We start from the raw sequence: 22,751 nt of genomic DNA, 5'->3' as shown, positions 1-22,751 counted from the left end.
CGACAACTGTACCCAGTTGGCGCTCAGTCCTCGACGGTGACGGGGATGTGCTCGTAGCGGCCGGGTGCTTGCGGCGGGTCGGTCGGCGGCGGCTCCGGTGCGTCGGTTCCCTCTTGGTCGAGGGCATCCGTCATTGCGCGAACGACCGCCAACAGGGAGACGCTGTGCTCGGCGATCACGGTCAAGAGCGGATGCCGTTCCCCGGTCACCAATGCGGCCAGGGCACACACCGGGCACCACACCTGCTGGCACTTGCCGTCGGACCCCGACGTGGCGCGGGCGGCGGCCAGCCGCACGGCGGGGTCGAGGCGGTCCAGGAGCGACTGGGCCAGCTGCCGGAGCTCGGGGGGAATGTCGGAGTGGGACTCGCTCACGCCGGCCACACCTCCGGATTGGGTCGAAAACGCACCGTCAGTACGCTACCGCGCAGCTGCGCGTCCACCACGGTGCATCTCCGTAGGACGGACGCCAACCGAACGCGGCGACGCATGCCTCCGACGCCGATGATCAGGTCGTCGTCGACCCGGCCCAATGTCAAGGTGCCCGGATCGACCTGTGCCAACTCTAGCCGCATCCGGTACACCGCCTCGAGCCCGGACCCGGATTCGCGGTCGACCACTGGACGCACCGGCCCGGGTGGCGCCGAGCCGTCCCGCCGTCGCGCGGCGTCGAGCAGGTCGGCGAGCGCCTTCGGCCCGATCGGCTCCCCCGCCAGATGCGGGACGAGCACCAGCGTGACGTCACCGATCGCGGCGTCGAGACCATCGAGGACCCCTCGCTGCTCGGCGATCCGCTCGGCGTACCAGTCGAACGCCGGATGTTCTGGCAGGTTCCGATACTCGAACGAGTCATCTTGCAACAGAACCTGATTGACGATCAGTTCCTCCACCGAGACCCCCATCAGGGCCAGCGCGCCGAGCGTGCGGACCGCCTCCGCGGCGACCACCCGCTCGGGGGTGAGCACCAGGTGGGCCCGCACTCGCGAGGAATCGGTGAGCAGTTCACCGAGGCGATCGGTAGCCACGGCGATCCGTTCCAGCAGTTCGACCACCCCGGAGGCGGTGGCGTCACCGGCGGCCAGGGAGAGTCTGCGGTGCCGTGGCCAGGCCCGCTCGAGATAGAGCCCGAAGGTGGCGGGCAGGGTGAGCATGCGCATGGCGTCGGCGGTCGACGCGCAGTCGACGACCACGTGGTCCCATCGCCCCGACGCGGCCAGTTCGCCGACCTCGTCGAGACCCAAGACCTCCTGAATGCCGGGCAGAGCCGAAAGCTCTTCGGGGGCAACGTCTCCAAGATCAGACTCGGGAAACCGGGCGGCGAGGACACCCGCCACCTGCCGCCACCGCTGCTCCATGAGCGCCAGTGTGTCGAGAGCGAGGGCGTCGAGCCACCCGCCGCCTGCCTCGAACTCATCGGCCAGGACCCTGGTGGGGCTCCGCTCCCCCGTCGGGATCACGCTGGTGCCCAGCACGTCACCCGTCGAGTGGGCCTGATCGGTCGACACCAGTAGTACCCGTAGGCCGCTGCGCGCGTCGCGCACCGCAGTGGCCGTCGCCAGCGTGGACTTGCCCACTCCACCCTTGCCGACGAAGAGGCTGATCCTTGCGCTGCCGGTGGCGAGGGTTTCGACCGGGTTGTCGCTCTCAGTCAGCCTCGACTCGTTTCTTGAGATCCTTCAGTGCAGTGTCGGTGAGCCGTCGCTCGGCCTTGCGCTTGAGCAGACCAATCATCGGAATCACCAGGTCGACCGCCAACTCGTAGGTCACGTCGGTACCAGAACCCTTGCGGGACAGGAGGTATGCCCCATCAAGCGCCCGCAACAGCGAGCTGGACACCAATGACCACCGCACCGAGGCGTGGTCGGGCGGCCAGGTGTAGGCCAGCACCATGGTGTCCTTCAGCACGGCGGCGTCGAGCACCAGGCGCGCCGTCTTCGGGTAGCCCTGGGCGTCGCTCTCGAGGACCTCGGTCTCCTTGTACTCAGCCACCCAGTCCGGATAGGAGCCGATGTCGGCGATCACGTCCATCACCGTCGCGGGGTCGGCGTCGATGTAGATGGTCTGCGCAGTCTTGTCCGCCACGTGCAGGAATGTACCCGTATCGCGCGGCGCTCACGCCAGCCGGGACACACCGACCTTGCGCGACTCCTCGAGCCTCTGCTTGACCTCGAACGCCATCTTCTTCCCTGCCACGCGGCACCGATGGATCGCCTTGGGAAGGTCCATCTTCGCCAACTGCCAGGCGGCCACTCCGGACGGCTCGGCGTGCAGGAAGTAGTGCAGGATGACGCCGTCGAAGGACGCCTCCAACCAGATCTCCATCGTGCCGGTGAGCGCGCCCGTGACGGTCCAGCGCTGGCCCGCCGGGCCGCGGTCCTCGACGACCGTCAGCCGCAGGTCGGGCCACCATCGTCGCCAGCTCGCCGGATCCGCGACCGCCGCGCCGACGTCCGCGGGATCGGCGCACACGAACGTCTCGTCCGCTACCTGAATGCTGTTCATCGTTCACCACCTTCACACATGCGGCGACGACGACGCTCGGCGGCCGACTAGGCTGGTCCGACGAGATATCCGTCCTGTGGGGGGAACCGTCGAAAGAGGTGGCACACATCGTGCGCGAGTTCAGTGTCTCCGCATCGTTCACCGTCAGCGAGCACGACACCGTCGTCAGCTCGGTGTTCTCCCACGAGGCCGACGATCCCGATCACGTCATCATCCAGCGTCTCGTCGATGGATCGTGGACCGACGTGACGTGTGCCCAGGTCGCGGAGCAGGTCCGGTCGACCGCCCGGGGTCTGATCGCCGAGGGTGTCGCGCCGGGCGACCGGGTGGCCGTTCTCTCGGCGACCCGCTACGAGTGGCCCATCATCGATTTCGCGATCCTGTCCATCGGCGCGATCACGGTGCCGATCTACGAGACCAGCTCGGCGGAGCAGGTGCGGTTCGTCTTGTCGGATTCGGGGGCGGTCGCGGCCTTCGCGGAGACCGACGAACACTTCCAGAAGATCGAGCAGCTGAAGGCCGAACTGCCCGACCTGCGCCACGTGTACCGCATCGACGGCACCGGCCCCGGCGCGCTCGGCGAGCTCGCCCGCATCGGTGAGGGCGTCGAGGCCGACGCGGTGCGGCAGCGGCTCGATGGGATCGCGTCCGCGGACGTCGCCACGCTCGTCTACACGTCGGGCACCACCGGAAAGCCCAAGGGCTGCCAGCTGACCCACTCGAACCTCCTGAACGAGATGCGTGGCGCCAAGGCCTGTTTCCCCACCCTTCTCGACAAGGGCGAGAAGCTCCTGGTGTTCCTCCCCCTGGCCCACGTGCTGGCGCGCGCCATCACGATCGCGGCGTTCAGCAACAAGGTCACCCTCGGTTTCACCAGCGACGTCAAGAACCTGGTCCCCACGCTCGGCGTGTTCAAGCCGACACTGGTGGTCTCGGTACCGCGCGTGTTCGAGAAGGTCTTCAACACGGCCGAACAGAATGCCAGCGACGGCGGCAAGCAGAAGATCTTCGGTGCGGCCACGGCGACCGCGATCGCCTGGAGCCAGGCCCAGGCCACCGGCGGGCCCAGCCTGCGGCTCAGACTCAAGCACGCCCTGTTCGACCGATTGGTCTACGGCAAGCTGCGGGCGGCCCTGGGCGGCAACTGCCACGCCGCCATCTCCGGCGGGGCACCGCTGGGAGCCCGGCTCGGGCACTTCTACCGCGGCGTCGGCCTGACGATCTACGAGGGGTACGGCCTGACCGAGACCAGCGCGGCCATCACCGTCAACCGCGTCGGGGACGTAAAGGTCGGCTCGGTCGGAAAGTTGGTGCCGGGCAACAGCATGCGTCTGGGTGACGACGGGGAGCTCCTGGTGTCGGGTGGCGTCGTGTTCAGCGGCTACTGGCACAACCCAACCGAGACCGAGGGCGCGTTCACCGACGGCTGGTTCCACACCGGTGACCTCGGGGCGATCGACGACGAGGGCTTCCTAACGATCGTCGGCCGCAAGAAGGAGATCATCGTGACCGCGGGCGGAAAGAACGTCGCCCCCGCTCTGCTCGAGGACAGGCTGCGGGCACACCCGCTGATCAGTCAGGCGATGGTCGTCGGTGACGCGCAACCCTTCATCGCGGCGCTCATCACCATCGACCCCGAGGCCTTCCCCGGCTGGAAGCAGCGCAATGGCAAGGACGCCTCGGCCACCGTCGGCGATCTGGCCGAGGATCCCGACCTGCTCGCCGAGGTCGACCTGGCCGTCAAGGACGCCAATCAGTCGGTGTCCCATGCCGAGTCGATCCGCAAGATCCGCATCTTGCCCGTCGACTTCACCGAGGACACCGGTGAATTGACGCCGACGCTGAAGGTCAAGCGCAAGGTGGTCGCCGAGAAGTTCGCCAGCGACATCGACGCCCTCTACTCGAAGGCCGGGCACTAACCGGCGAGCAGTTCCGAGAGTCGCTCCGCCTTGGTGCGCCACTGCCAGTGGTCCACGACCCATTGACGGCCCGCCCTGCCCATCGCCGCGGCCCGGTCGGGGTCGGCCAGCAGGTCGGACACCGCGGCGGCGATGGCACCGACGTCCCAGCCTTCGACCACCAGACCCGTCTCGCCGTCGATGACCGATTCCGGTGCGCCCCCCGACTTCCCCGCGACGACCGGCACGCCCGTCGCCGACGCCTCGAGGTAGACGATGCCGAGGCCTTCGACGTCGAGCCCGGAGCCGCGGGTGCGGCACGGCATCGCGAAGACGTCGGCCATGGCGTGGTGGGCGGGCAGCTCCTCGGCGGGCACGCCCTCGGTGAAGATCACGTGCTCGGCGACGCCGACACCGTGGGCGAGGCGGCGCAACTCGTCCCGGTAGGGCCCGCCACCGACGATGACGAGTGCCGCGCCGGACACGCGCTGGCGAATTGCGGGCAGCGCCCGAATGAGCATGTCCTGACCCTTGCGTGGCACCAGTCGCGACACGCAGACGACGACCGGCCGGTCACCCAGGCGGTAGCGGGCGCGCATCTCGGCCCTGGCCACGGAATTGGGTTCGAAGCGGTCGGTGTCGACCCCGGGCGCGAGTCGTTCCAGTGCGGCGGCGGGGCCGAAGGCGGCGGCGAACCGGCTGCGGGTGTATTGACTGATGAACGTGACGACGTCGGTGTCGTTTCCGATGCGCCGCAACGCCGTTCGCGCCACCGGCAGCATGGACCAGCCCACCTCGTGGCCGTGCGTGCTGGCGATCACCCGGGTGGCGCCGGCATCGCGTGCGAGCGGGGACAACAGCGCCAGTGGAGCGGCGGCGCCGAACCATACCGTGTCGACGTCGTGACGGCTGATGAGCTTGCGCATCCGCAGCGCCACCGACGGCTCCGGGATCATCAGCGTCGTCGGGTGACGCACGATCTCGACGCCGGCCTCGCGGGCCCGTGCGTCGTAGTCGCTGTCGTCCTTCCATTTCGGTGCGTATACCACCAGCGAGTGACGACCGGTCTTGACCAGTTCGGCGACCAGGTTCTCGAGGTAGGACTGAATGCCACCGCGACGCGGCGGAAAGTCATTCGTCACCAACAGGACTCGGGACATCGCTATCCGCTGAGCCAGGCCCGCCACGCCGCGAGCACCTGGGGTGTGTCCACGCCGAGGGTGTCGGAGATGGCGGCGGAAGGCTCGGGATGGCCGGCGCCACAGGCCTTGACGTACAGCGTGCGCAGCGTCTCGGTCCCGTAGCGGCTGGCCACGAACCGACTGAACCACCACGACCTGTCGTAGGCCAGCGACCGCGTCGCGCCCGGCGTGTCGAGCTCGACGTCCGTCGGCAGCTGCGCCAGGACGGCGGCCCGTTCGGGCCCGGGCTTCGGTGTGGGTGGCCTGCCGACGAAGTCGGCGATCCCCTCGGTGAGCCAGCGCGGCGCGTCGGCCACGGTGCGTCCACGGGCGGCGTAGTGGAAGAGTTCGTGGCGCAACACGATTCGCAACGAGGCGTCGCTCATCGAGCTGGCGCCTGGCGCAAAGACGATCCGCTGCGCCGTCGTCGCGGCGGCGATGTCGGGCTCCCCCACCGCGAGTGCCCGGAACTCCTCATTGGTACCGGTGAGCACCACGACGACGTTGCGCGGCCAGTCGTCACCCCAGAACGCCGTGACCGCGTCGGCAGCGCCGTCGAGTTCACCCCAGATCCGACTCTGGAGATCAGCCGTCTTGGCGCCCCCGAGGGCCATCAGCGAGACCGTGCGGCCGTCGCGGAGCACGAGCGGGTCGGCGGGCGTGGACGGCACGTCGAGCGAGGCATGCGTGGCGGTCGGCGGCCCTTGGTCGGGCCGGCCATCGCCGAGCGGACTCGCGATCAGTACCGCAGCGGCGGCCAACTCGGCCAGCAGGAGCAGGCCGACCAGCGGGCGCTCAGTAACGACGGACGTTGTGAATCGGCGCATTGTTCACCGGGGCGACTCGCACCGGTGTGCCGTACGTCGAGGCATGCACCATCATTCCGTCGCCGATGTAGATGCCGACGTGTGAGGCGTCCGAATAGAAGGTGACCAGGTCGCCGGGCTGCATCTGATCCGTGGACACGGGCAGGCCGCCCTGGGCCAGGGCCTGGCTCGAGTGCGGAAGGTTGACACCGGCCTGGCCGAAGGCCCACATGACCAGTCCCGAGCAGTCGAACGCACCGGGACCTGCCGCACCCCAGGAGTACGGCGAACCAACTCGGGTCAGTGCCGCCTGGACGGCGACCATGCCCTCTCCCTCGGCGGGCGGGGCCGGGATGGCGGCCTCCGGCGGTGCGAGGTCGCCGGGGTTGATGCCACCGGGTGCGGCAGCAAGTACGTCGGGGCCCTCGGTGGGCGGGGCGGCATCCGGTGCGGGCATGGGTGGTGGGGGCGGGATGGCGGCCAGCGCCTGACGCTGGGCGGGGGTCAGCGCCGTGTATTGCGACTTGACGATCGCCATCTGCACTTGCAGTTTGCTTTGCTTGGACTGCAGGTCCGCGCGCACCGCTGCGGCCTGCTCTGCAAGCGTCTTGGTGTCGGCAGCGGACTTAGCGGACGCCAACTCGGCCTGGTTAGCCAGCACACTGCTGCTCTTGAAGTTCTTCATCTGCACCGACATCTCGGTGGCCATCACGCGCTGCACGGCCAGCTGGTCGATGAGGCCCTGCGGCGAGCTTGCGGTCAGCATCGCGTCCAGCCCGTCGGTGCGACCCCCCATGTACTGGGCGGCAGCAACCTTGTCGACCGACATCTGAAAGGTTGCCAGCTGGGCCCTGGTCGCATCCACGGCGGCAAGGTCGGCGGCGTGCTTCTGTTCGGCTGCGTTCTGAGCCTGCAACTTGTTTCCGAGATCCAACTCCGCAGAGTGCATGGCCTCGGTGGTCTGCTCGGCCTGGCGGGACAGCTCATTGAGCTTTGCCAGCGCGTCGGCGGCAGGGTCTGCCTGCGAATTGCCTGCGAGCGCCCCGGCGAAGACCATCAGCCCTGCTAGCGCGCCAACAATCGGTCGCCGAAGACCACGTGTGCTTCGGTGCATGGCGTCAAACCTCAAGATTTCGCGTCCTTCAACTGCTGTAAGCGAGCCGCTCGAACTGCGTTGGGTCTCAGACAGGTTACGAAACGGCAACGGGGTTGTCCAACAGAGACGCAAACTTAACAGGCGCCAGGGGAATTTTTCGCTGCCACCCAGCGACGGACCCCGCTACGCGACCCCGTCAGCGCGCCTCCGGTGAATCGGAACCAGCCGTAGCCGAGGGGCCAATCCGGCGTCTGCTAGGACCTCCAGGGCTTGGCGTTCATCCGCCAGCAAAGTCTCTGGGACGCCCAATAAGACACTGACGACGCAGTCTTGGCAGCCGTGTCCGCGCACCGCGCAGTCATCGCAATCGATGTGCAGGGTCCCGGCGTCGTCGTCGGACGGTTCTGGCAGGTCCGGTCCCGTCTCTGCTCGAGTCATGGCCGCACTCCTCTCAATAGAGTCATGCCGCACGGTAACGACGACCACCGACAGGCCCTGACACGCGAATTACAACGATGTGAGTCGGGTGTCGGTCGCCACGCCTACGGTCCTCCCATGGGCCAGCTGAGCTTCGGCGACGTCGACGCGGTCTTCCGCGACGATCCGGCTGGGCTGCTCGCCGGACTGGCCGACTTGCCACTGCGCGAGACGACCTTCGTCATCGTCGACCTCGAGACCACCGGCGGTCGGGCCAAGGGCGACGAGGATGGCCGGGGATTCGACGCGATCACCGAGATCGGTGCCGTGAAGGTGCGCGGTGGCGAGGTGCTCGGCGAGTTCGCCACCCTGGTGGATCCGGGCCGCTCGATCCCCCCGCAGATCGTCACGCTGACCGGCATCACGACGGCCATGGTCTGCGATGCGCCGACCATCGACTCCGTGCTCCCGGCGTTCCTCGAGTTCGCCCGCGGTGCGGTGCTGGTCGCCCACAACGCCGGTTTCGACGTGGGGTTCCTGCGGGCCGCCGCGGATCGCCTGCAGCTCCCGTGGAAGCGACCCCCGGTGCTGTGCACCGTGAAGTTGGCGCGCCGGGTGCTGACCCGGGACGAGGCACCGAGCGTGCGGTTGTCGGCGCTGGCCCTGCTTCTCGGTGCGCGTACCCGGCCCACGCACCGGGCGCTCGACGACGCTCGCGCCACGGTGGACGTCCTGCATGCCCTCATCGAACGCATTGGCAACCAGGGCATCCACACCTTCGCCGACCTCCGCTCCTACCTGCCCGACGTGACGCCGGCCCAGCGCCGCAACCGGCATCTCGCGACCGCACTGCCACGCCGACCCGGCGTGTACGTGTTCCGCGGCCCCTCCGACGAGGTGCTGTACGTCGGCACCGCCGTCGACTTGAGACGCCGTGTCGCGGGGTACTTCAACGGGACCGATCCGCGCATCCGGATGAAGGAGATGGCCTCGCTGGCCATCCGGGTGGACCACGTCGAGTGTGCGCACGAACTCGAGGCGGGCGTCCGCGAGCTCCGGCTGCTCGCCGCCCACGCCCCGCCCTACAACCGGCGTTCCAAATTTCCGCACAAGTGGTGGTGGGTGGTGCTCACCGAGGAGGCCTTCCCGAGGTTCTCGGTGGTCCGGTCGCCGCGGCACGACCGAGCGATCGGACCGTTCCGCGCCCGCGCCGACGCCGTCGAGACGGCTGCGCTGCTGGCCCGCTTCACCGGGGTGCGGACGTGCACCACCCGGCTGGCCCGTTCGGCGCTCCACGGGCCGTCCTGCCCCCAGCTGGAGCTCTCGCCGTGCCCGGCCGCCCGGGACGTGCCCGCGACGGTCTATGCCGCCGCCCCCGCGCGGGCCGTGGAACTCATCGCCGGGGCCGACGACTCGGCGCTCTCGGAAGCCCTCACCCACGTCGGCCTGCTGGCCGAGCGGGGCAAGTACGAGACCGCCGCACGGTGGCGCGATCATGCCGCCACCGCGATCGACACCGTCTGGCGGGGCCAGCGGCTGCACGCCCTCGTCGCGGTCGACGAACTCGTCGCCGCACGGCCGGACGGTGCGGGCGGCTGGCACCTCGCGATCGTCCGATACGGTCAGCTCGCCGCCGCGGGCAACGCCTGCCGGGGCGTGCCCCCGATGCCGGTGATCGACGCGATATGCGCTGCGGCACAATCGGTTCTGCCCTCGGCCGCCCCGTTGGGCGGTGCGCTCGTCGAGGAGACCGGCCTCATCGCACGGTGGTTGACTCAGCCGGGAGTGCGCATCGTCCGGGTCGAGACGACGTCCGGGGACGGCTATGCCACGCCGGTGGCCGCCGCGGGCAGGCACGCGGCGTGGGCGGCGACCGCACGCTCGGCACGGATCGCCGCCAGGCAGACCGAGGCGTCAGAGCTGCAGAGTGAACCGCACCCAACGCGCGAGCAGGTCTTCGGCCGCCCCCGAGTCGATCGCGTCGGCGGCCCGCGCGAGGCCGACCTCCCACGCGGGCACCCATTTGGCGTCGCTGGATAGCCCGGCGTGCGCCACCATGGCGCCCGCGGCGTTCAGGACGACGGCGTCGCGGACGGCACCCTTGGCACCGGCGAACACCTCCCGGACCGAGGCGGCGTTGGCCTGGGCATCGCCGCCCGTCAGCTCGCTCAGATGGGCGCGCTCGAAGCCGAAGGCGCCGGGGTCGAACGTCAGCCGTTCGACGGTGCCGGCCTGCACGCGCCAGATGGTGCTCGTCGTGGTGGTGGTCAGTTCATCGAGGCCGTCGTCGCCGTGCACCACCAGCACGCTGGACCCGCGCGTCGCGAACACGCCCGCCATCACCTCGGCGAGGTCACCCCACGCGCACCCGATCAGACCGGCCCGCGGCGCCGCCGGATTCGTCAGCGGTCCAAGGAGATTGAAGACCGTCGGGACACCGATCTCCCGTCGCACAGCCGAGGCGTGCCGGTACGACGGATGGAACTGCGGGGCGAACGCGAAGCCGATGCCGACTTCGGCCACGCACCGGGCGACGTCGTCCGGGCCCAGGTCGATGCGCACGCCGAGGGCCTCGAGCGTGTCGGCGCCCCCGGACAGCGACGAGGCGGCCCGGTTGCCGTGCTTGACGACGGGCACACCGCTGGCCGCCACCACGATCGCGGCCATCGTCGACAGGTTGACCGTGTTGGCGCCGTCACCGCCGGTACCGACCACGTCCACCGCCGCCGTCCCGATGACGTCGGTGGGCACCCGGCGCGCGTGCCGAAGCATCGTGTCGGCGAGCTCCTTCACCTCCGCGGAGGTGGGCCCCTTCATCTTGATCGAGACCGCGAATCCCGCGATCTGGGCGGGCGTCGCGACCCCGGTCATGATCTGGTCCATGGCCCACCCCGCTTGTCCGCTCTCGAGCGGGCGTCCAGTGGTCAGGCGGCCCAGAATCTGCGGCCAGGTCATCGAATCGGTGGATGTCACGAATTGATTATTACGAATGTCGTGCCCCGGGTGGAGTTCGACAACTACAAAGCGTCATACTTCATGATGTGACGAGTGCTGTAGGGACGTCGGGAACCGCGATCACTGCGCGTGTGCATTCGCTGAACCGTCCCAACATGGTAAGTGTCGGCACCATCGTGTGGCTTTCCAGCGAGCTCATGTTCTTTGCTGGACTGTTCGCGATGTACTTCACCGCGCGGGCGCAAGCCGCCGGTGACTGGCCGCCGTCCCCGACCGAGCTCAACCTGGTGCAGGCCGTTCCGGTGACGCTGGTGCTGATCGCGTCGTCGTTCACGTGCCAGATGGGTGTCTTCGCCGCCGAGCGCGGTGACGTATTCGGACTACGCCGCTGGTACCTGCTGACCTTCTTCATGGGCGCGTTCTTCGTCGCCGGTCAGGGCTACGAGTACTACCACCTGGTCACCCACGGCACGACGATCCCCGGCAGCGCCTACGGCTCGGTGTTCTACCTGGCGACCGGATTCCACGGCCTACACGTCATCGGCGGCCTGATCGCGTTCCTGTTCCTGCTGGCGCGCACCCGCATGAGCAAGTTCACCCCGGCGCAGGCCACCGCAGCGATCGTCGTGTCGTACTACTGGCACTTCGTCGACATCGTGTGGATCGCGCTGTTCGCCGTCATCTACTTCGTTCGATGAGTGCCCGATGAGTGTCAAGGATGATGCGCCGCCCCCCGGACGGCCGATGAGAAGGGGTTCGATGAGCAGCAAGTCTCGCCGTCGGCTACGCCGGCGTGTGTCGGCAGCACTTCTGCTTCTGACCGGACTTCTCGTGGCGGGTGGCATCGCGGCCACCCTCACGCCCGAGCCGCAGGTCGCCGTCGCCGACGAGTCGGGACTGGCGCTGCTGAGAACCGGTCAGCAACTGTACGAGACGGCCTGCATCACGTGTCACGGCGCCAACCTGCAGGGTGTGCCCAGTCGCGGCCCGAGCCTGATCGGTGTCGGCGACGCATCGGTCTACTTCCAGGTGGGCTCCGGGCGCATGCCCGCGATGCGCGGCGAAGCGCAGATCGCCCGCAAGCCCCCCATCTTCGACCCCCACCAGGTCGACGCGATCGGCGCCTACGTCCAGGCCAACGGCGGCGGACCCGTCACCCCGCGGGACGCCAACGGCGCGGTCGCCGACAGCAGCCTGATCGGCAGCGACGTCGCCCGCGGTGGCGATCTCTTCCGCCTCAACTGCGCGTCGTGTCACAACTTCACCGGCAAGGGCGGCGCCCTGTCATCGGGCAAGTACGCGCCGGCCCTGGACGAGGCCACCCCCGCACAGATCTACACCGCGATGCAGACCGGCCCGCAGAACATGCCCAAGTTCTCCGATCGCCAGCTCAGCTCGGAGCAGAAGAAGGACATCGTCGCCTACGTCCGCCAGGCCACCGAGACGCCCGATCCGGGCGGCTACGGTCTGGGCGGCTTCGGCCCTGCGCCGGAGGGCATGGCGGCCTGGATCATCGGAATGGTCGCCGTCATCGGCGCCGCTATGTGGGTGGGATCGCGCGCATGAGCGACACGAACGATACGAACGGCGACGTCAAGGGCACCGACACTCCGGGCCAGGCCGGCGTTCCCGGTCAACCGAGCGACGCCGAACTGGCGAAGATGTCGCGTCAGGAGCTCGTCGCACTCGGCGGCAGGATGGACGGCGTCGAGACCGTCTTCATGGAGACGCGCTGGCCGATCGAGGGCACCAAGGCCGAGAAGCGGGCCGAGCGCACCGTGTCCTACTGGCTCATGTTCGGCGGCTTCCTGGGTTTGGCGCTGCTTCTCGTGTTCCTGTTCTGGCCGTGGGAGTACCAGCCGTACGGTTCCGCAGGCGAGTTCGTGTACAGCCTGGCCACGCCCCTCTACGGCCTGACGTTCGGACTGTCTGTCCTGGCAATCGGGATTGGCGCGGTGCTCTTCCAGAAGAAGTTCATCCCCGAGGAGATCTCGATCCAGGACCGCCACGACGGCGCCTCCCCCGAGATACAGCGCAGGACGGCGGCGGCCAACCTCACCGACGCGCTGGAGGGCTCAACCCTCAAGCGGCGCAAGCTGATTGGCTTGTCACTCGGTATCGGTCTCGGCGCGTTCGGGCTGGGCACCGCGGTAGCGTTCATCGGCGGCATCATCAAGAACCCATGGAAGCCCGTGGTCCCGACCGCCGAGGGCAAGAAGGCGGTGCTGTGGACGTCCGGGTGGACCCCGCGGTTCGTCGGCGAGACCATCTACATGGCCCGCGCCACGGGCCAGCCCGGCAGCTCGCCGTTCGTCAAGATGCGCCCCGAGGACATCGACGCGGGCGGCATGGAGACGGTCTTCCCGTGGCGGGCGTCCGACGGTGACGGGTCCACGTTCGAGTCCCACGAGCTGCTGACCGAAATCGCCATGGGTGTGCGGAACCCCGTGATGCTGATCCGCATCCGGCCCGAGGACATGACGCGGGTGGTCAAGCGCCAGGGTCAGGAGAGCTTCAACTTCGGCGATCTGTTCGCCTATACCAAGGTGTGCTCGCATCTGGGGTGCCCGTCCTCGCTGTACGAGCAGCAGACCTACCGAATCCTGTGCCCGTGCCACCAGTCGCAGTTCGACGCACTCCACTTCGCCCGTCCCATCTTCGGCCCGGCGGCCCGCGCCCTGGCGCAGCTTCCGGTGACCATCGACAAGGACGGGTATCTCGTCGCAAACGGTGATTTCATCGAACCAGTAGGACCGGCATTCTGGGAGCGGACGTCATGAGCCCAAAACTCGCTGAGTTGGCAGCGCATCAAGGCGATGCGATCGATTCGCGGTATCACCCGTCGGGGGCGGTGCGGCGTCAGCTGAACAAGGTGTTCCCGACGCACTGGTCGTTCCTGTTGGGTGAGATCGCGCTGTACAGCTTCATCGTGCTGCTGCTGACCGGTGTGTACCTGACCCTGTTCTTCGACCCGTCGATGGCCGAGGTCACTTATCACGGGGTGTATCAGCCGCTCAACGGGATTCAGATGTCCCGGGCCTATGAGACCGCACTGGACATCTCCTTCGAGGTCCGCGGTGGGCTGTTCGTCCGTCAGGTCCACCACTGGGCCGCGCTGCTGTTCGCCGCCTCGATCATGGTGCACCTGGCCCGGGTGTTCTTCACCGGCGCGTTCCGCCGGCCCCGCGAGGCCAACTGGGTGATAGGCTCGCTGCTGCTGATCCTGGCCATGTTCGAGGGCTACTTCGGCTACTCCCTGCCCGATGACCTGCTCTCGGGCACCGGCCTGCGGGCGGCGTTCTCCTCGATCACCCTGGGCATGCCCCTGATCGGGACCTGGCTGCACTGGGCCCTGTTCGGTGGGGACTTCCCCGGCGACATCATCATCCCCCGGCTCTACGCCCTGCACATCCTGCTGCTGCCGGGCATCATCCTGGCGTTGATCGGGGTGCACCTGGCGATGGTGTGGTTCCAGAAGCACACCCAGTTCCCCGGCCCCGGCCGCACTGAGCACAACGTGGTCGGTGTCCGGGTGATGCCGGTGTTCGCGGTGAAGTCCGGTGCGTTCTTCGCCATGACCGTCGGCGTGCTCGGCCTGATGGGCGGGCTGCTGCAGATCAACCCGATCTGGCAGCTGGGCCCCTACAAGCCCTCCCAGATCTCCGCGGGCAGCCAGCCCGACTTCTACATGATGTGGACCGACGGCCTCGCCCGCATCTGGCCGCCATGGGAGCTCTACCCCTTTGGACACACCGTGCCCGCCGCGGTCGCCGTCGCTCTGTTGATGGGGCTGGTGTTCATCTTGCTCACCATCTATCCGTTCCTGGAGAAGAAGTTCTCCGGCGACACGGCCCACCACAACCTGCTGCAACGCCCGCGGGACGCCCCGGTGCGCACCGCGATCGGCGCCATGGCCATCGCGTTGTACATCGTGCTGACCTTCTCGGCGATGAACGACATCCTCGCGCTGAAGTTCCACATCTCGCTGAACGCGACCACCTGGATCGGCCGCATCGGCATGGTGGTGCTGCCCGCGATCGTCTACTACATCACCTACCGGTGGGCGATCAGCCTGCAGCGCAGCGACCGCGCCGTGCTCGAACACGGCATCGAGACCGGCATCCTCAAGCGCCTGCCCCACGGCGCCTACATCGAGCTGCACCAACCGCTCGGCCCGGTCGACGACCACGGTCACCCGATCCCGCTGCAATACCAGGGCGCCGCTCTCCCCAAGAAGATGAACAAACTGGGCTCCGCCGGCGCCCCCGGCACCGGCAGCTTCCTCTCCCCCGATCCCGAAGGCGAACAGACCGCACTCGTCGAGGCCGCACACGCTGCCGAACACCGTGCCCAACTCGCCCTCAAGGAACGGCAACACACCAACGGAAGCAACGGGTCCAACGGCAACGGGTCCAACGGCCAGCACTAGCCGCTCGACCGCACGTCAACCGACGGCCGACCCGACGAGAGTCGGGGCGGTCGTCGCGTTGGCGGGGGGCGGTGAAGAAGGGGTCAGCGGGAGCCGGCGAGCACGTGGCGCAGCTGACGGAGGAAATACCACGGGGCGGCGCACATGGCCACGGTGATGACTCCCGCTACGACGTATACGGCCCATGAAGCGGAGTCGTGATGCGTGGCCATCAGATAGGTCGCTACGCCGACTCCCGTTGCGGCAGCACCGGTTGCGGCGGTGACGACCGACGTGCAACGGAGCCAGATTTGCTCGACCGCGGCAGTGGGGAAACCCACCGGACCGCCCGCCGTCGGAAGGGGATGTCGGCGCTGCACGGGCGCTCCGAAGGGTTGCAGCCGCTGCGTCAGCCCCGGGGCGTCACCGGCTACGTTCCCGGCGTCCGCTGCGGCCGGTCGCGACGCACCGTCGGAGGTCGCCGTCTGCCGGGCGCGCAGCAGTAGCGGAATGGCGCCGACGATCACCGCGGCGGATACGCCGATGACGGTGTAGAGCAACCACGGGGTGTCTGAGCTGCCTCCGCCGGGGCCGACCGTCTCGGAGTTCGTGAGGCCGACGAGGGCGACGACGGCCGCCACTGCGGCGCCCAGCGCCGCCAGCCAGAAGGCGATGGCGACGATGACGAGAATGCGGTCGGTCCGGTCCGGTGTGACCACTGCTCCGGTGTCATGGGTCATCAACAGCTCGTCTGCCAATCATTGTTCTGTTGTGAGGCAATGGTCTGCCCGTCGCTGGTGGTGATCTGACAGTTCAACTTGCTCAGTCGCAGCAGACTCGATGCCTGCACCGAGCCGAACTCCGACATCGAGATCGGTGTCACCGTCAGTGACCACGGGATGTATACGTTCTGCTGCGTGCGCTGCCGGCCCGATGCATCGGTGTAGGTGACGGAGATGCGATCCAATGGCGCCTTGGTTCCCGTCACCGTGTAGGTGATGAATCTCGGACCCGCGGGAGCGGTGCTCGTCACCGGCGGAGGCCCGGTCTCGGCAGGCGGCGGTGGCGGTGCCTCCGTCGCTGGGGGTGGCGGCGGAGGGGGCGGCTCCTGCGTCACCGTGACCGTCTCCGGCGGCGGTGGGGGCGGCTCCTCGGTGGTGGGCGGCGGCGGCGGTGGCGTCGTCGTGGTGATCTCGTCCTGGACCGGTGGCACCGACGTCGTCGTGCTGGTCTCCGGGGTCGCCAGCGTTTCACTATCCGTCCGGGTGACCAGCACCGCTACCGAGGCGACCAACGAGATCGCCGCGACGATGGCCACCACGCCGACCACCCAGGGCCATCGCGGTGGCGTCGCGTCATCGTCGTCGCCCGAGGCGGGGTCGAAGGTGTCGTAGTCGTACAGCGCGGAGTCCGCGGGCACATACGGTGCACTGGTGAACTGCTCGGATTCCGGCGCTGAGTACGCCTGGGAGTAGATCTCCGTCTCGCCCGTCTTCGGCGGCACCTCCCGAGCCGGTTCGTCCTGCCCCGAAGACTTCGACTGTGGAGAATCCGGTTCTGGGGGATTCGGCCCGCTCATCTACGCCTGTCCTTTTCGACTGCCCATACGGCGCGACGTCAGCGTCGGTGTCGTGACTGGCCGTGCCTCGGCAACCTTAGCGAAGGTCGCGCCGTGGCGGCTCGGGTGGCACCGTGCGTCGACCAACTGAGGCCTCTATCGTGACCTTGAGCCGGGGGCGGTCAGTGCTTCTCGGGGCCGACGTAGTACTCGAAGACCAGGCCGGCCACCGCCGCCAGCACCAAGCAGACGCCCGCAAAGATCAGCCACGGCAACCACAGAGCGACGGCCACGGCGGTCACCGACGCCGACAACGCGATCAGCAACGGCCACCAGCTGTGTGGGCTGAAGAAGCCCAACTCCCCCGCGCCATCGGAGATCTCGGCGTCCTCGTAGTCCTCGGGACGGGTGTCGAGCCGCCGCGCGACGAACCGGAAGAACGTGCCGATGATGAGCGACAGGCCCATGGTCAGAACCAGTGCCGTAGTACCCGCCCACTCGATGCCGCCGTTGGCGTAGATCGCGGTCAACGTGCCGTACAGGACGGCGCAGAGCGCGAAGAATGCGGTCAGGAACTCGAACAGTCTCGCTTCGATGTGCATGAGGTGTCGTCCCCTACTTGCTCGCCATGGGAACCTGCTCGCCCCGGCGCGATTCGAATGGACGCGTCGTGACCGCCAACTCGGGCAGGCCGACGGCCCCCAGCGCGTCGGCGTTGGTCCCGTTGGGGTTGTCGATGCGGTATTGGAGGTAGGCCTTGAACACGTTGGGCTCCACGACGCGGACCTCGAAGTTCATCATCGAGTGGTACGTGCCGCACATCTCGGTGCAGCGACCGACGAAGGCGCCGGTGTTCTGAATCTCGCTGACCTGGAAGACGTTGTCGGAGTTGTTGGCCTTCGGATCGGGCATGACGTCGCGCTTGAAGAGGAACTCCGGAACCCAGAAGCCATGGATCACGTCCGCCGAGGCGATCTGGAACTCGACGCGCTTGCCCTTGGGCAGCACCAGGATCGGGATCTCGTTGCTGGTCCCGGTGGTCTCGACCTTGTCGAAGTTGAGGTAGGTGCGATCCTCGGGATTCAGTCCCTTGATCGGACCGACGATCTCTTCGCCGTGCTCGTCGACACCCTCGGGCTTGGACACCATCGCGTTCTTGCGCGCGGGGTCGGCACCGTCGTAGCTGAGCGTGCCGTCCTTGAAGTCGACCTTCTGGTAGCCGAACTTCCAGTTCCACTGGAAGGCCGTCACGTCGATCACGACGTCGGGGTTGGGCTCCTTCTTCAGCATCGTCTCCTGCACGACCACGGTGAAGTAGAACAGCACCGAGATGATGAGGAACGGCACGACTGTCAGCACCAACTCGAGAGGCATGTTGTAGCCGAATTGACGCGGCAGTTCGGTGTCGGTGTCCTTCTTCCGATGGAACGCGCTGGTCCAGAAGATCAGCGCCCACACGATGACACCGACGACCAGCGAGGCGATGACGCTGCCGATCCACAGTTCACGGTTGAGCTTGCCCTCTGGCGTGATGCCGTTCGGCCAGCCGAGCCCGAGGGCCTCGGACCAACTGCAGCCGCTGAGAAGGAGCGCAGTCCCGCCCAGTACGACCGACAACGCCACCAACCGGAACCCGCGAGCGGTCACGTTGGTGCCTCCTAGAAATGGGTGAAACCGGCGAATACTACGCAGCGTAGACCACACCGACGGACACGGACGAAGCGACCGGGGAATGTCACCGATGGGATCGCAAAATGACCTAGGGCGCTGGTTCGACGCGCCTCGCCATTGGCGCATACTGGCGCGGTGTGCGGACTGCTGGCCTACCTGCGTGACCCGTCGGCCGACCCGTCCGCCGAACTGGTGGACGCAGTGTCCGGGGCGGCTCATCTCATGCGTCACCGCGGCCCCGACGAGCCGGGCACCTGGGCGGACGACGACGCTGCGCCCGGGGTGGTCCTCGGCTTCAACCGCCTGTCGATCATCGACATCGCCCACAGCCACCAACCGCTGAGCTGGGGCCCACCCGAGCAGCCCGGCCGTTACAAGCTGGTCTTCAACGGCGAGATCTACAACTACCTCGAACTGCGGGCCGAACTGTCGGCCAGCCATGGCGTCGAGTTCGCCACCGATGGTGACGGCGAGGCGATCCTCGCGGCGTACCACCACTGGGGCACCGACGCGCTGCACCGCCTCCGGGGCATGTTCGCCTTCGCGTTGTGGGACGCCGAGGAGCGGGAGCTGTTCTGCGCGCGCGACCCGTTCGGCATCAAGCCGCTGTTCATGGCGACCGGGGCGGGCGGCACGATCGTCGGTAGCGAGAAGAAGTCGCTGCTCGCACTCGCCCCCGTGGCGGGCATCGACCTGACCATCGACGAGCGCGCCCTGCAGCACTACACCGTGCTGCAGTACGTGCCGGAGCCGGAGACGCTGCACCGCGGCGTGCGCCGGCTGGAGTCGGGCAGCTACGCCCGCATCCGCCAGGGCGGCACACCGGAGGTGACGAGGTACTTCGTGCCCCGCTTCGCCGCGACGCCGTTCGCCGTGGGGTCGGAGCAGGCCCGCTACGACGAGATCACCGCCGTGCTGGAGGACTCCGTCGCCAAGCACATGCGCGCCGACGTCACAGTGGGAGCCTTCCTCTCGGGCGGCATCGATTCGACGGCAATCGCCGCGCTGGCGATGCGGCACAACCCGCGCTTGATCACGTTCACCACCGGCTTCGAGCGCGAGGGCTTCTCGGAGGTCGACGTCGCCGTCGCGTCCGCCGAGGCGATCGGCGCCCGCCACGTCACCAAGGTCGTCAGCCAGGCCGAGTTCGTGGAGGCGTTGCCCGAGATCGTCTGGTATCTGGACGAACCGGTGGCCGATCCCGCCCTGGTGCCGCTCTTCTTCATCGCACGCGAAGCGCGCAAGCACGTCAAGGTGGTGCTGTCGGGCGAGGGTGCCGACGAACTGTTCGGCGGCTACACGATCTATCGGGAGCCGTTGTCGCTGAAGGCCTTCGATTACGTTCCCGGCGCGCTGCGCCGGTCGCTGGGCAGGGCATCGCGTCCCCTGCCCGAGGGCATGCGTGGCAAGAGTCTGCTGCACCGCGGTTCGCTGACGCTGCAGGACCGGTACTACGGCAACGCCAGGAGTTTCTCCGACGCCCAGTTGCGTGCGGTGCTGCCGGGATTCCGGCCGGAGTGGACGCACACCGACGTGACCGCGGCCCTCTACGCCGAATCCGAGGGCTGGGACCCGGTGGCCCGCATGCAACACGTCGACCTGTTCACGTGGCTGCGCGGCGACATCCTGGTCAAGGCCGACAAGATGACGATGGCCAACTCGCTGGAGTTGCGCGTGCCCTTCCTCGACCCCGAGGTATTCGAGGTCGCGTCCCGACTTCCGTTCGACCAGAAGATCACCCGCGCCACGACGAAGTACGCGTTGCGCCGGGCGCTCGAACCGATCGTCCCCCCACACGTGCTCAACCGCGCCAAACTTGGCTTCCCCGTGCCGATTCGCCATTGGCTGCGTTCAGGTGAGCTGCTCGACTGGGCGCATGCGACGGTGGCCGCATCGCAGACCGACGGGTTGATCGACATTGCCGGCGTTTCGCGGATGCTCGACGAACACCGCAACGGCGAAGCCGATCACAGCCGCCGGCTGTGGACCGTCCTCATCTTCATGCTGTGGCACGCGATCTTCGTCGAGCAAAGCGTGGTACCCCGCATCGCCGAACCGACGTATCCCGTTCAGCTGTAGCAGGATTCAGCGACCGGCGGGGAATCAGCTCAGCGTCGCGCCGATTTCGTCCGCGGCCTCTTGGCCGTAGGCGTCGGCGAGCCGGGTGACCGCGGCGTCGCGGTCCCACGCCCACTCCTGCGGTCCACTCGCCTCGAGCACGAGCACGGCGACCAGTGACGCCAACTGCGCCGCGCGCTCCAGGCTCAGCCCCGCGGCGCGGCCGGTCAGGAAGCCGGCGCGGAATGCGTCCCCGATACCCGTCGGGTCGGCCTGATGGGTCTCGGGCACGACGTCGACGTGGATGAAGTCACCGTCCGAGGACACCAGGTCGACACCCTTGGGTCCGAGGGTCGTCACGCGCAGACCGATCTGGTTCATCACCTCGGCCTCACTCCACCCCGACTTCTGCAGCAGCAGGTCCCACTCGTAGTCGTTGGTGAAGAGGTAGGTCGCGCCGTCGATGAGCTTGCGGATCTCCTCGCCCGAGAGGCGGGCGAGCTGCTGGGACGGATCGGCGGCGAAGGGCAACCCGAGCGCCCGGCATTCCTCGGTGTGCAGGAACATCGCGTCGGGATCGTTGGCCCCGACGATGACGAGGTCGATCGACTCGGTGCGGGACACGACGTCGGCGAGCTTGATGTTGCGGGACTCCGACATTGCGCCCGGATAGAAGGATGCAATCTGCGCCATGTCCTCGTCGGTGGTGCAGACGAAGCGCGCGGTGTAGGCGGAATCGGAGATTAGGACCGACGAGCAGTCCACCCCGTGCGAGGTCAGCCAGTCCCGGTATTCGTCGAAGTCCTTGCCCGCCGCACCGACGAGCGTGACGTCGCCGCCCAGCACGCCGATGGCGAAGGCCATGTTGCCCGCCACCCCGCCGCGGTGCAGGACGAGATCGTCCACCAGGAAGCTCAGCGACACCTTCTGGAGGTGGTCGGCCAGCAACTGTTCAGAGAACTTGCCGGGGAACTTCATCAGATGGTCGGTCGCAATGGATCCGGTCACCACAATCGTCACGAAGCGCTACCCCTCAATTAGTTAAACCGTCTAGACAACACTAGCTGGCAGGTCGGTGCGCTAGCCTAACAACGTCATGGCTGGCCCAATCCCGTACCCCGAGTCCCCCAATCAGCGGCCCCTCGGACCCATGCCCCATCCGGGTTATCCGCCATCGCCGTACCCGGGCACTCTGCCGCCCCCGGTCAACTACCCGCCACCTCAGCGCCGCAATCGCTTTGCGCTCATCATCGTCGCCCTGGTGGTCATCGCCCTGGTGGTCGCCGTCATCACGACGATCGTCATGACCTCACGCAAGGACGACGGCGGCCTCGCCACCGTGACCGATGCGTCGGCCACGACCGCCATCCAGGGCTACCTCGATGCGTTGACCAAGGGCGACGACGAGACGGTGGCGCGCAACAACTCCTGCGGATTCTTCGATGCGGTCACCGACAAGCGGTCGGACATGACGCTCGCCAAGCTGACCAGTGACGCCTTCCAACGGCAGTACGACAGCGTCGAAGTGTCGAAAATCGACAAGGTCGTGGCGTGGTCGCCCAATCAGTCCCAGGTGCTCTTCACGATGCGGGCCACACCCGCAGGCCGCAGTCAGGGTGAGGTGGAGCGCCAAGGCATCGCCCAGTTGCTCATCCAGGGACCGGACATCCTGGTCTGCTCATACCTGCCAAGGAACGCCGGGCAGTTCTAGCCAGCTCCAACGCCGTCGAACGTGACGCCACTGCGAGAAGTCGTCGTGAATCTCGCAGTGGCGTCACGTTCGGCGCATCGGCCGGCTAGCGGGGGTGACTCAGTTGAACGAATCGCCGCACGCGCAGGAGCCGCCCGCGTTGGGGTTGTCGATCGTGAAACCGGTCTTCTCGATGCTGTCGACGAAGTCGATCGTGGCGCCTTGTAGATACGGGGCACTCATGCGATCGACCGTCAGCGTGACACCGCTGAACTCGACGTTGAGGTCACCGTCGAGCGACCGGTCGTCGAAGGCGAGCTCGTAGCGAAGGCCCGCGCAACCGCCGGGCTGAACCGCGATCCGCAGTTTCAGGTCATCGCGGCCTTCCTGGTCCAGCAGCGACTTGGCCTTGGCAGCGGCAGCGTCGGTGAGGAGTGCTCCGTGAGCAGCGGTGGTAGTCGTGGTCGACTCGTCCTGAATGGTCATTCCTACTCCCTGTGCATTGTCATGCG

Annotated in this window: 22 protein-coding genes and 1 pseudogene; 8 read left to right on the top strand and 15 right to left on the bottom strand. The window is 67.7% G+C overall.

Annotated elements, in window-relative coordinates:
- Window positions 1-23 precede the first annotated feature (23 nt).
- Genes QUE68_RS11215 through QUE68_RS11200 form a run of 4 tightly spaced genes read right to left on the bottom strand, consistent with a single transcriptional unit; the run spans window position 24 to window position 2,501 of the window.
- Window positions 24-383 carry a hypothetical protein gene (locus QUE68_RS11215; RefSeq protein WP_454786248.1) on the bottom strand — a complete coding sequence of 120 codons (360 nt, stop codon included), beginning with the start codon at window positions 381-383 and terminating at the stop codon, window positions 24-26.
- The gene (locus QUE68_RS11210) at window positions 371-1,651 is read right to left on the bottom strand and encodes an ArsA family ATPase (protein WP_454786352.1); all 1,281 of its coding nucleotides are present in this window, start codon (window positions 1,649-1,651) and stop codon (window positions 371-373) included. Before QUE68_RS11210 ends, QUE68_RS11215 begins: the two co-directional genes overlap by 13 nt.
- Entirely contained in the window at window positions 1,644-2,081 is a 438-nt protein-coding gene (locus QUE68_RS11205; protein WP_284226077.1) for an SRPBCC family protein, read from the bottom strand. The genes QUE68_RS11210 and QUE68_RS11205 overlap by 8 nt, the downstream gene beginning before the upstream one ends.
- A gap of 30 nt (window positions 2,082-2,111) precedes the next feature.
- Entirely contained in the window at window positions 2,112-2,501 is a 390-nt protein-coding gene (locus QUE68_RS11200; protein ID WP_284226076.1) for an SRPBCC family protein, read from the bottom strand.
- Window positions 2,502-2,611: 110 nt separating this feature from the next.
- Here QUE68_RS11200 and QUE68_RS11195 point away from each other — a divergent pair, with 110 nt between their 5' ends.
- The gene (locus QUE68_RS11195; RefSeq protein WP_284230850.1) at window positions 2,612-4,420 is read left to right on the top strand and encodes an AMP-dependent synthetase/ligase; all 1,809 of its coding nucleotides are present in this window, start codon (window positions 2,612-2,614) and stop codon (window positions 4,418-4,420) included.
- Here the strand turns inward: QUE68_RS11195 and QUE68_RS11190 are convergent.
- The 4 genes from QUE68_RS11190 to QUE68_RS11175 all read right to left on the bottom strand — a co-directional run bounded on the left by QUE68_RS11190 (window position 4,417) and on the right by QUE68_RS11175 (window position 7,920).
- The gene (locus tag QUE68_RS11190) at window positions 4,417-5,559 is read right to left on the bottom strand and encodes a glycosyltransferase family 4 protein (RefSeq protein WP_284226075.1); all 1,143 of its coding nucleotides are present in this window, start codon (window positions 5,557-5,559) and stop codon (window positions 4,417-4,419) included. The two genes, QUE68_RS11195 and QUE68_RS11190, sit on opposite strands and share 4 nt — an antisense overlap.
- 2 nt (window positions 5,560-5,561) lie before the next feature.
- A complete protein-coding gene (locus tag QUE68_RS11185) occupies window positions 5,562-6,407 on the bottom strand; it encodes a peptidase (protein WP_284226074.1) in 846 nt (281 codons plus the stop codon).
- Window positions 6,376-7,500: a peptidoglycan hydrolase RipC gene (ripC, locus tag QUE68_RS11180; RefSeq protein ID WP_284226073.1), complete on the bottom strand. Its 1,125-nt coding sequence runs from the start codon at window positions 7,498-7,500 to the stop codon at window positions 6,376-6,378. The genes QUE68_RS11185 and ripC overlap by 32 nt, the downstream gene beginning before the upstream one ends.
- A 165-nt stretch (window positions 7,501-7,665) precedes the next feature.
- Window positions 7,666-7,920 (bottom strand): hypothetical protein, encoded by a 255-nt coding sequence (locus QUE68_RS11175; protein ID WP_284226072.1) that lies wholly within the window; start codon window positions 7,918-7,920, stop codon window positions 7,666-7,668.
- A 24-nt stretch (window positions 7,921-7,944) separates the two neighbouring features.
- On the opposite strand from QUE68_RS11175, the pseudogene QUE68_RS11170 reads away from it, so the two are divergent.
- Window positions 7,945-9,876: pseudogene (locus QUE68_RS11170) on the top strand (DEDD exonuclease domain-containing protein); the annotation flags it as partial.
- Here the strand turns inward: QUE68_RS11170 and trpD are convergent.
- Window positions 9,814-10,854, bottom strand: coding sequence for an anthranilate phosphoribosyltransferase (gene trpD / locus QUE68_RS11165; protein WP_284230848.1), 1,041 nt, complete (start codon window positions 10,852-10,854; stop codon window positions 9,814-9,816). The pseudogene QUE68_RS11170 and the gene trpD sit on opposite strands and share 63 nt — an antisense overlap.
- Window positions 10,855-10,940: 86 nt before the next feature.
- Here trpD and ctaE point away from each other — a divergent pair, with 86 nt between their 5' ends.
- The 4 genes from ctaE to qcrB all read left to right on the top strand — a co-directional run bounded on the left by ctaE (window position 10,941) and on the right by qcrB (window position 15,283).
- Window positions 10,941-11,552 (top strand): aa3-type cytochrome oxidase subunit III, encoded by a 612-nt coding sequence (ctaE, locus tag QUE68_RS11160; RefSeq protein WP_284226071.1) that lies wholly within the window; start codon window positions 10,941-10,943, stop codon window positions 11,550-11,552.
- Window positions 11,553-11,613: 61 nt separating this feature from the next.
- Complete coding sequence (gene qcrC / locus QUE68_RS11155) at window positions 11,614-12,420, top strand: cytochrome bc1 complex diheme cytochrome c subunit (protein WP_284226070.1); 807 nt, start codon at window positions 11,614-11,616, stop codon at window positions 12,418-12,420.
- Window positions 12,417-13,634 carry a cytochrome bc1 complex Rieske iron-sulfur subunit gene (qcrA, locus tag QUE68_RS11150; RefSeq protein ID WP_284226069.1) on the top strand — a complete coding sequence of 406 codons (1,218 nt, stop codon included), beginning with the start codon at window positions 12,417-12,419 and terminating at the stop codon, window positions 13,632-13,634. The genes qcrC and qcrA overlap by 4 nt, the downstream gene beginning before the upstream one ends.
- Complete coding sequence (gene qcrB, locus QUE68_RS11145) at window positions 13,631-15,283, top strand: cytochrome bc1 complex cytochrome b subunit (RefSeq protein WP_286275632.1); 1,653 nt, start codon at window positions 13,631-13,633, stop codon at window positions 15,281-15,283. The genes qcrA and qcrB overlap by 4 nt, the downstream gene beginning before the upstream one ends.
- A gap of 83 nt (window positions 15,284-15,366) precedes the next feature.
- Here the strand turns inward: qcrB and QUE68_RS11140 are convergent, their stop codons facing one another.
- The 4 genes from QUE68_RS11140 to ctaC all read right to left on the bottom strand — a co-directional run bounded on the left by QUE68_RS11140 (window position 15,367) and on the right by ctaC (window position 18,524).
- Window positions 15,367-16,002 carry a DUF2561 family protein gene (locus QUE68_RS11140; RefSeq protein WP_286275631.1) on the bottom strand — a complete coding sequence of 212 codons (636 nt, stop codon included), beginning with the start codon at window positions 16,000-16,002 and terminating at the stop codon, window positions 15,367-15,369.
- Window positions 16,002-16,841: an MmpS family transport accessory protein gene (locus QUE68_RS11135; protein ID WP_286275630.1), complete on the bottom strand. Its 840-nt coding sequence runs from the start codon at window positions 16,839-16,841 to the stop codon at window positions 16,002-16,004. The genes QUE68_RS11140 and QUE68_RS11135 overlap by 1 nt, the downstream gene beginning before the upstream one ends.
- A 161-nt stretch (window positions 16,842-17,002) precedes the next feature.
- Window positions 17,003-17,422 (bottom strand): cytochrome c oxidase subunit 4, encoded by a 420-nt coding sequence (locus QUE68_RS11130; RefSeq protein ID WP_286275629.1) that lies wholly within the window; start codon window positions 17,420-17,422, stop codon window positions 17,003-17,005.
- A gap of 13 nt (window positions 17,423-17,435) precedes the next feature.
- Window positions 17,436-18,524 carry an aa3-type cytochrome oxidase subunit II gene (gene ctaC / locus QUE68_RS11125; RefSeq protein WP_455013188.1) on the bottom strand — a complete coding sequence of 363 codons (1,089 nt, stop codon included), beginning with the start codon at window positions 18,522-18,524 and terminating at the stop codon, window positions 17,436-17,438.
- 102 nt (window positions 18,525-18,626) lie between these two features.
- Between ctaC and asnB the strand changes: the two genes are divergently transcribed.
- Window positions 18,627-20,570 carry an asparagine synthase (glutamine-hydrolyzing) gene (gene asnB / locus QUE68_RS11120; protein ID WP_286275628.1) on the top strand — a complete coding sequence of 648 codons (1,944 nt, stop codon included), beginning with the start codon at window positions 18,627-18,629 and terminating at the stop codon, window positions 20,568-20,570.
- A gap of 24 nt (window positions 20,571-20,594) precedes the next feature.
- Here the strand turns inward: asnB and QUE68_RS11115 are convergent, their stop codons facing one another.
- Window positions 20,595-21,569: a carbohydrate kinase family protein gene (locus QUE68_RS11115; RefSeq protein ID WP_286275627.1), complete on the bottom strand. Its 975-nt coding sequence runs from the start codon at window positions 21,567-21,569 to the stop codon at window positions 20,595-20,597.
- 76 nt (window positions 21,570-21,645) lie between these two features.
- Here QUE68_RS11115 and QUE68_RS11110 point away from each other — a divergent pair, with 76 nt between their 5' ends.
- Entirely contained in the window at window positions 21,646-22,260 is a 615-nt protein-coding gene (locus QUE68_RS11110; RefSeq protein ID WP_286275626.1) for an Rv0361 family membrane protein, read from the top strand.
- Between the two features lie 99 nt (window positions 22,261-22,359).
- Here the strand turns inward: QUE68_RS11110 and QUE68_RS11105 are convergent, their stop codons facing one another.
- A complete protein-coding gene (locus tag QUE68_RS11105) occupies window positions 22,360-22,725 on the bottom strand; it encodes a HesB/IscA family protein (protein ID WP_284226061.1) in 366 nt (121 codons plus the stop codon).
- Between the last annotated feature and the right edge of the window lie 26 nt (window positions 22,726-22,751).

It is taken from the genome of Mycolicibacterium sp. TUM20985, from assembly GCF_030295745.1.
Lineage (GTDB): Bacteria > Actinomycetota > Actinomycetes > Mycobacteriales > Mycobacteriaceae > Mycobacterium.
The sequence above is the reverse complement of the archived record's forward strand: the minus strand, read 5'-3'. Positions and strand labels throughout refer to the sequence as shown.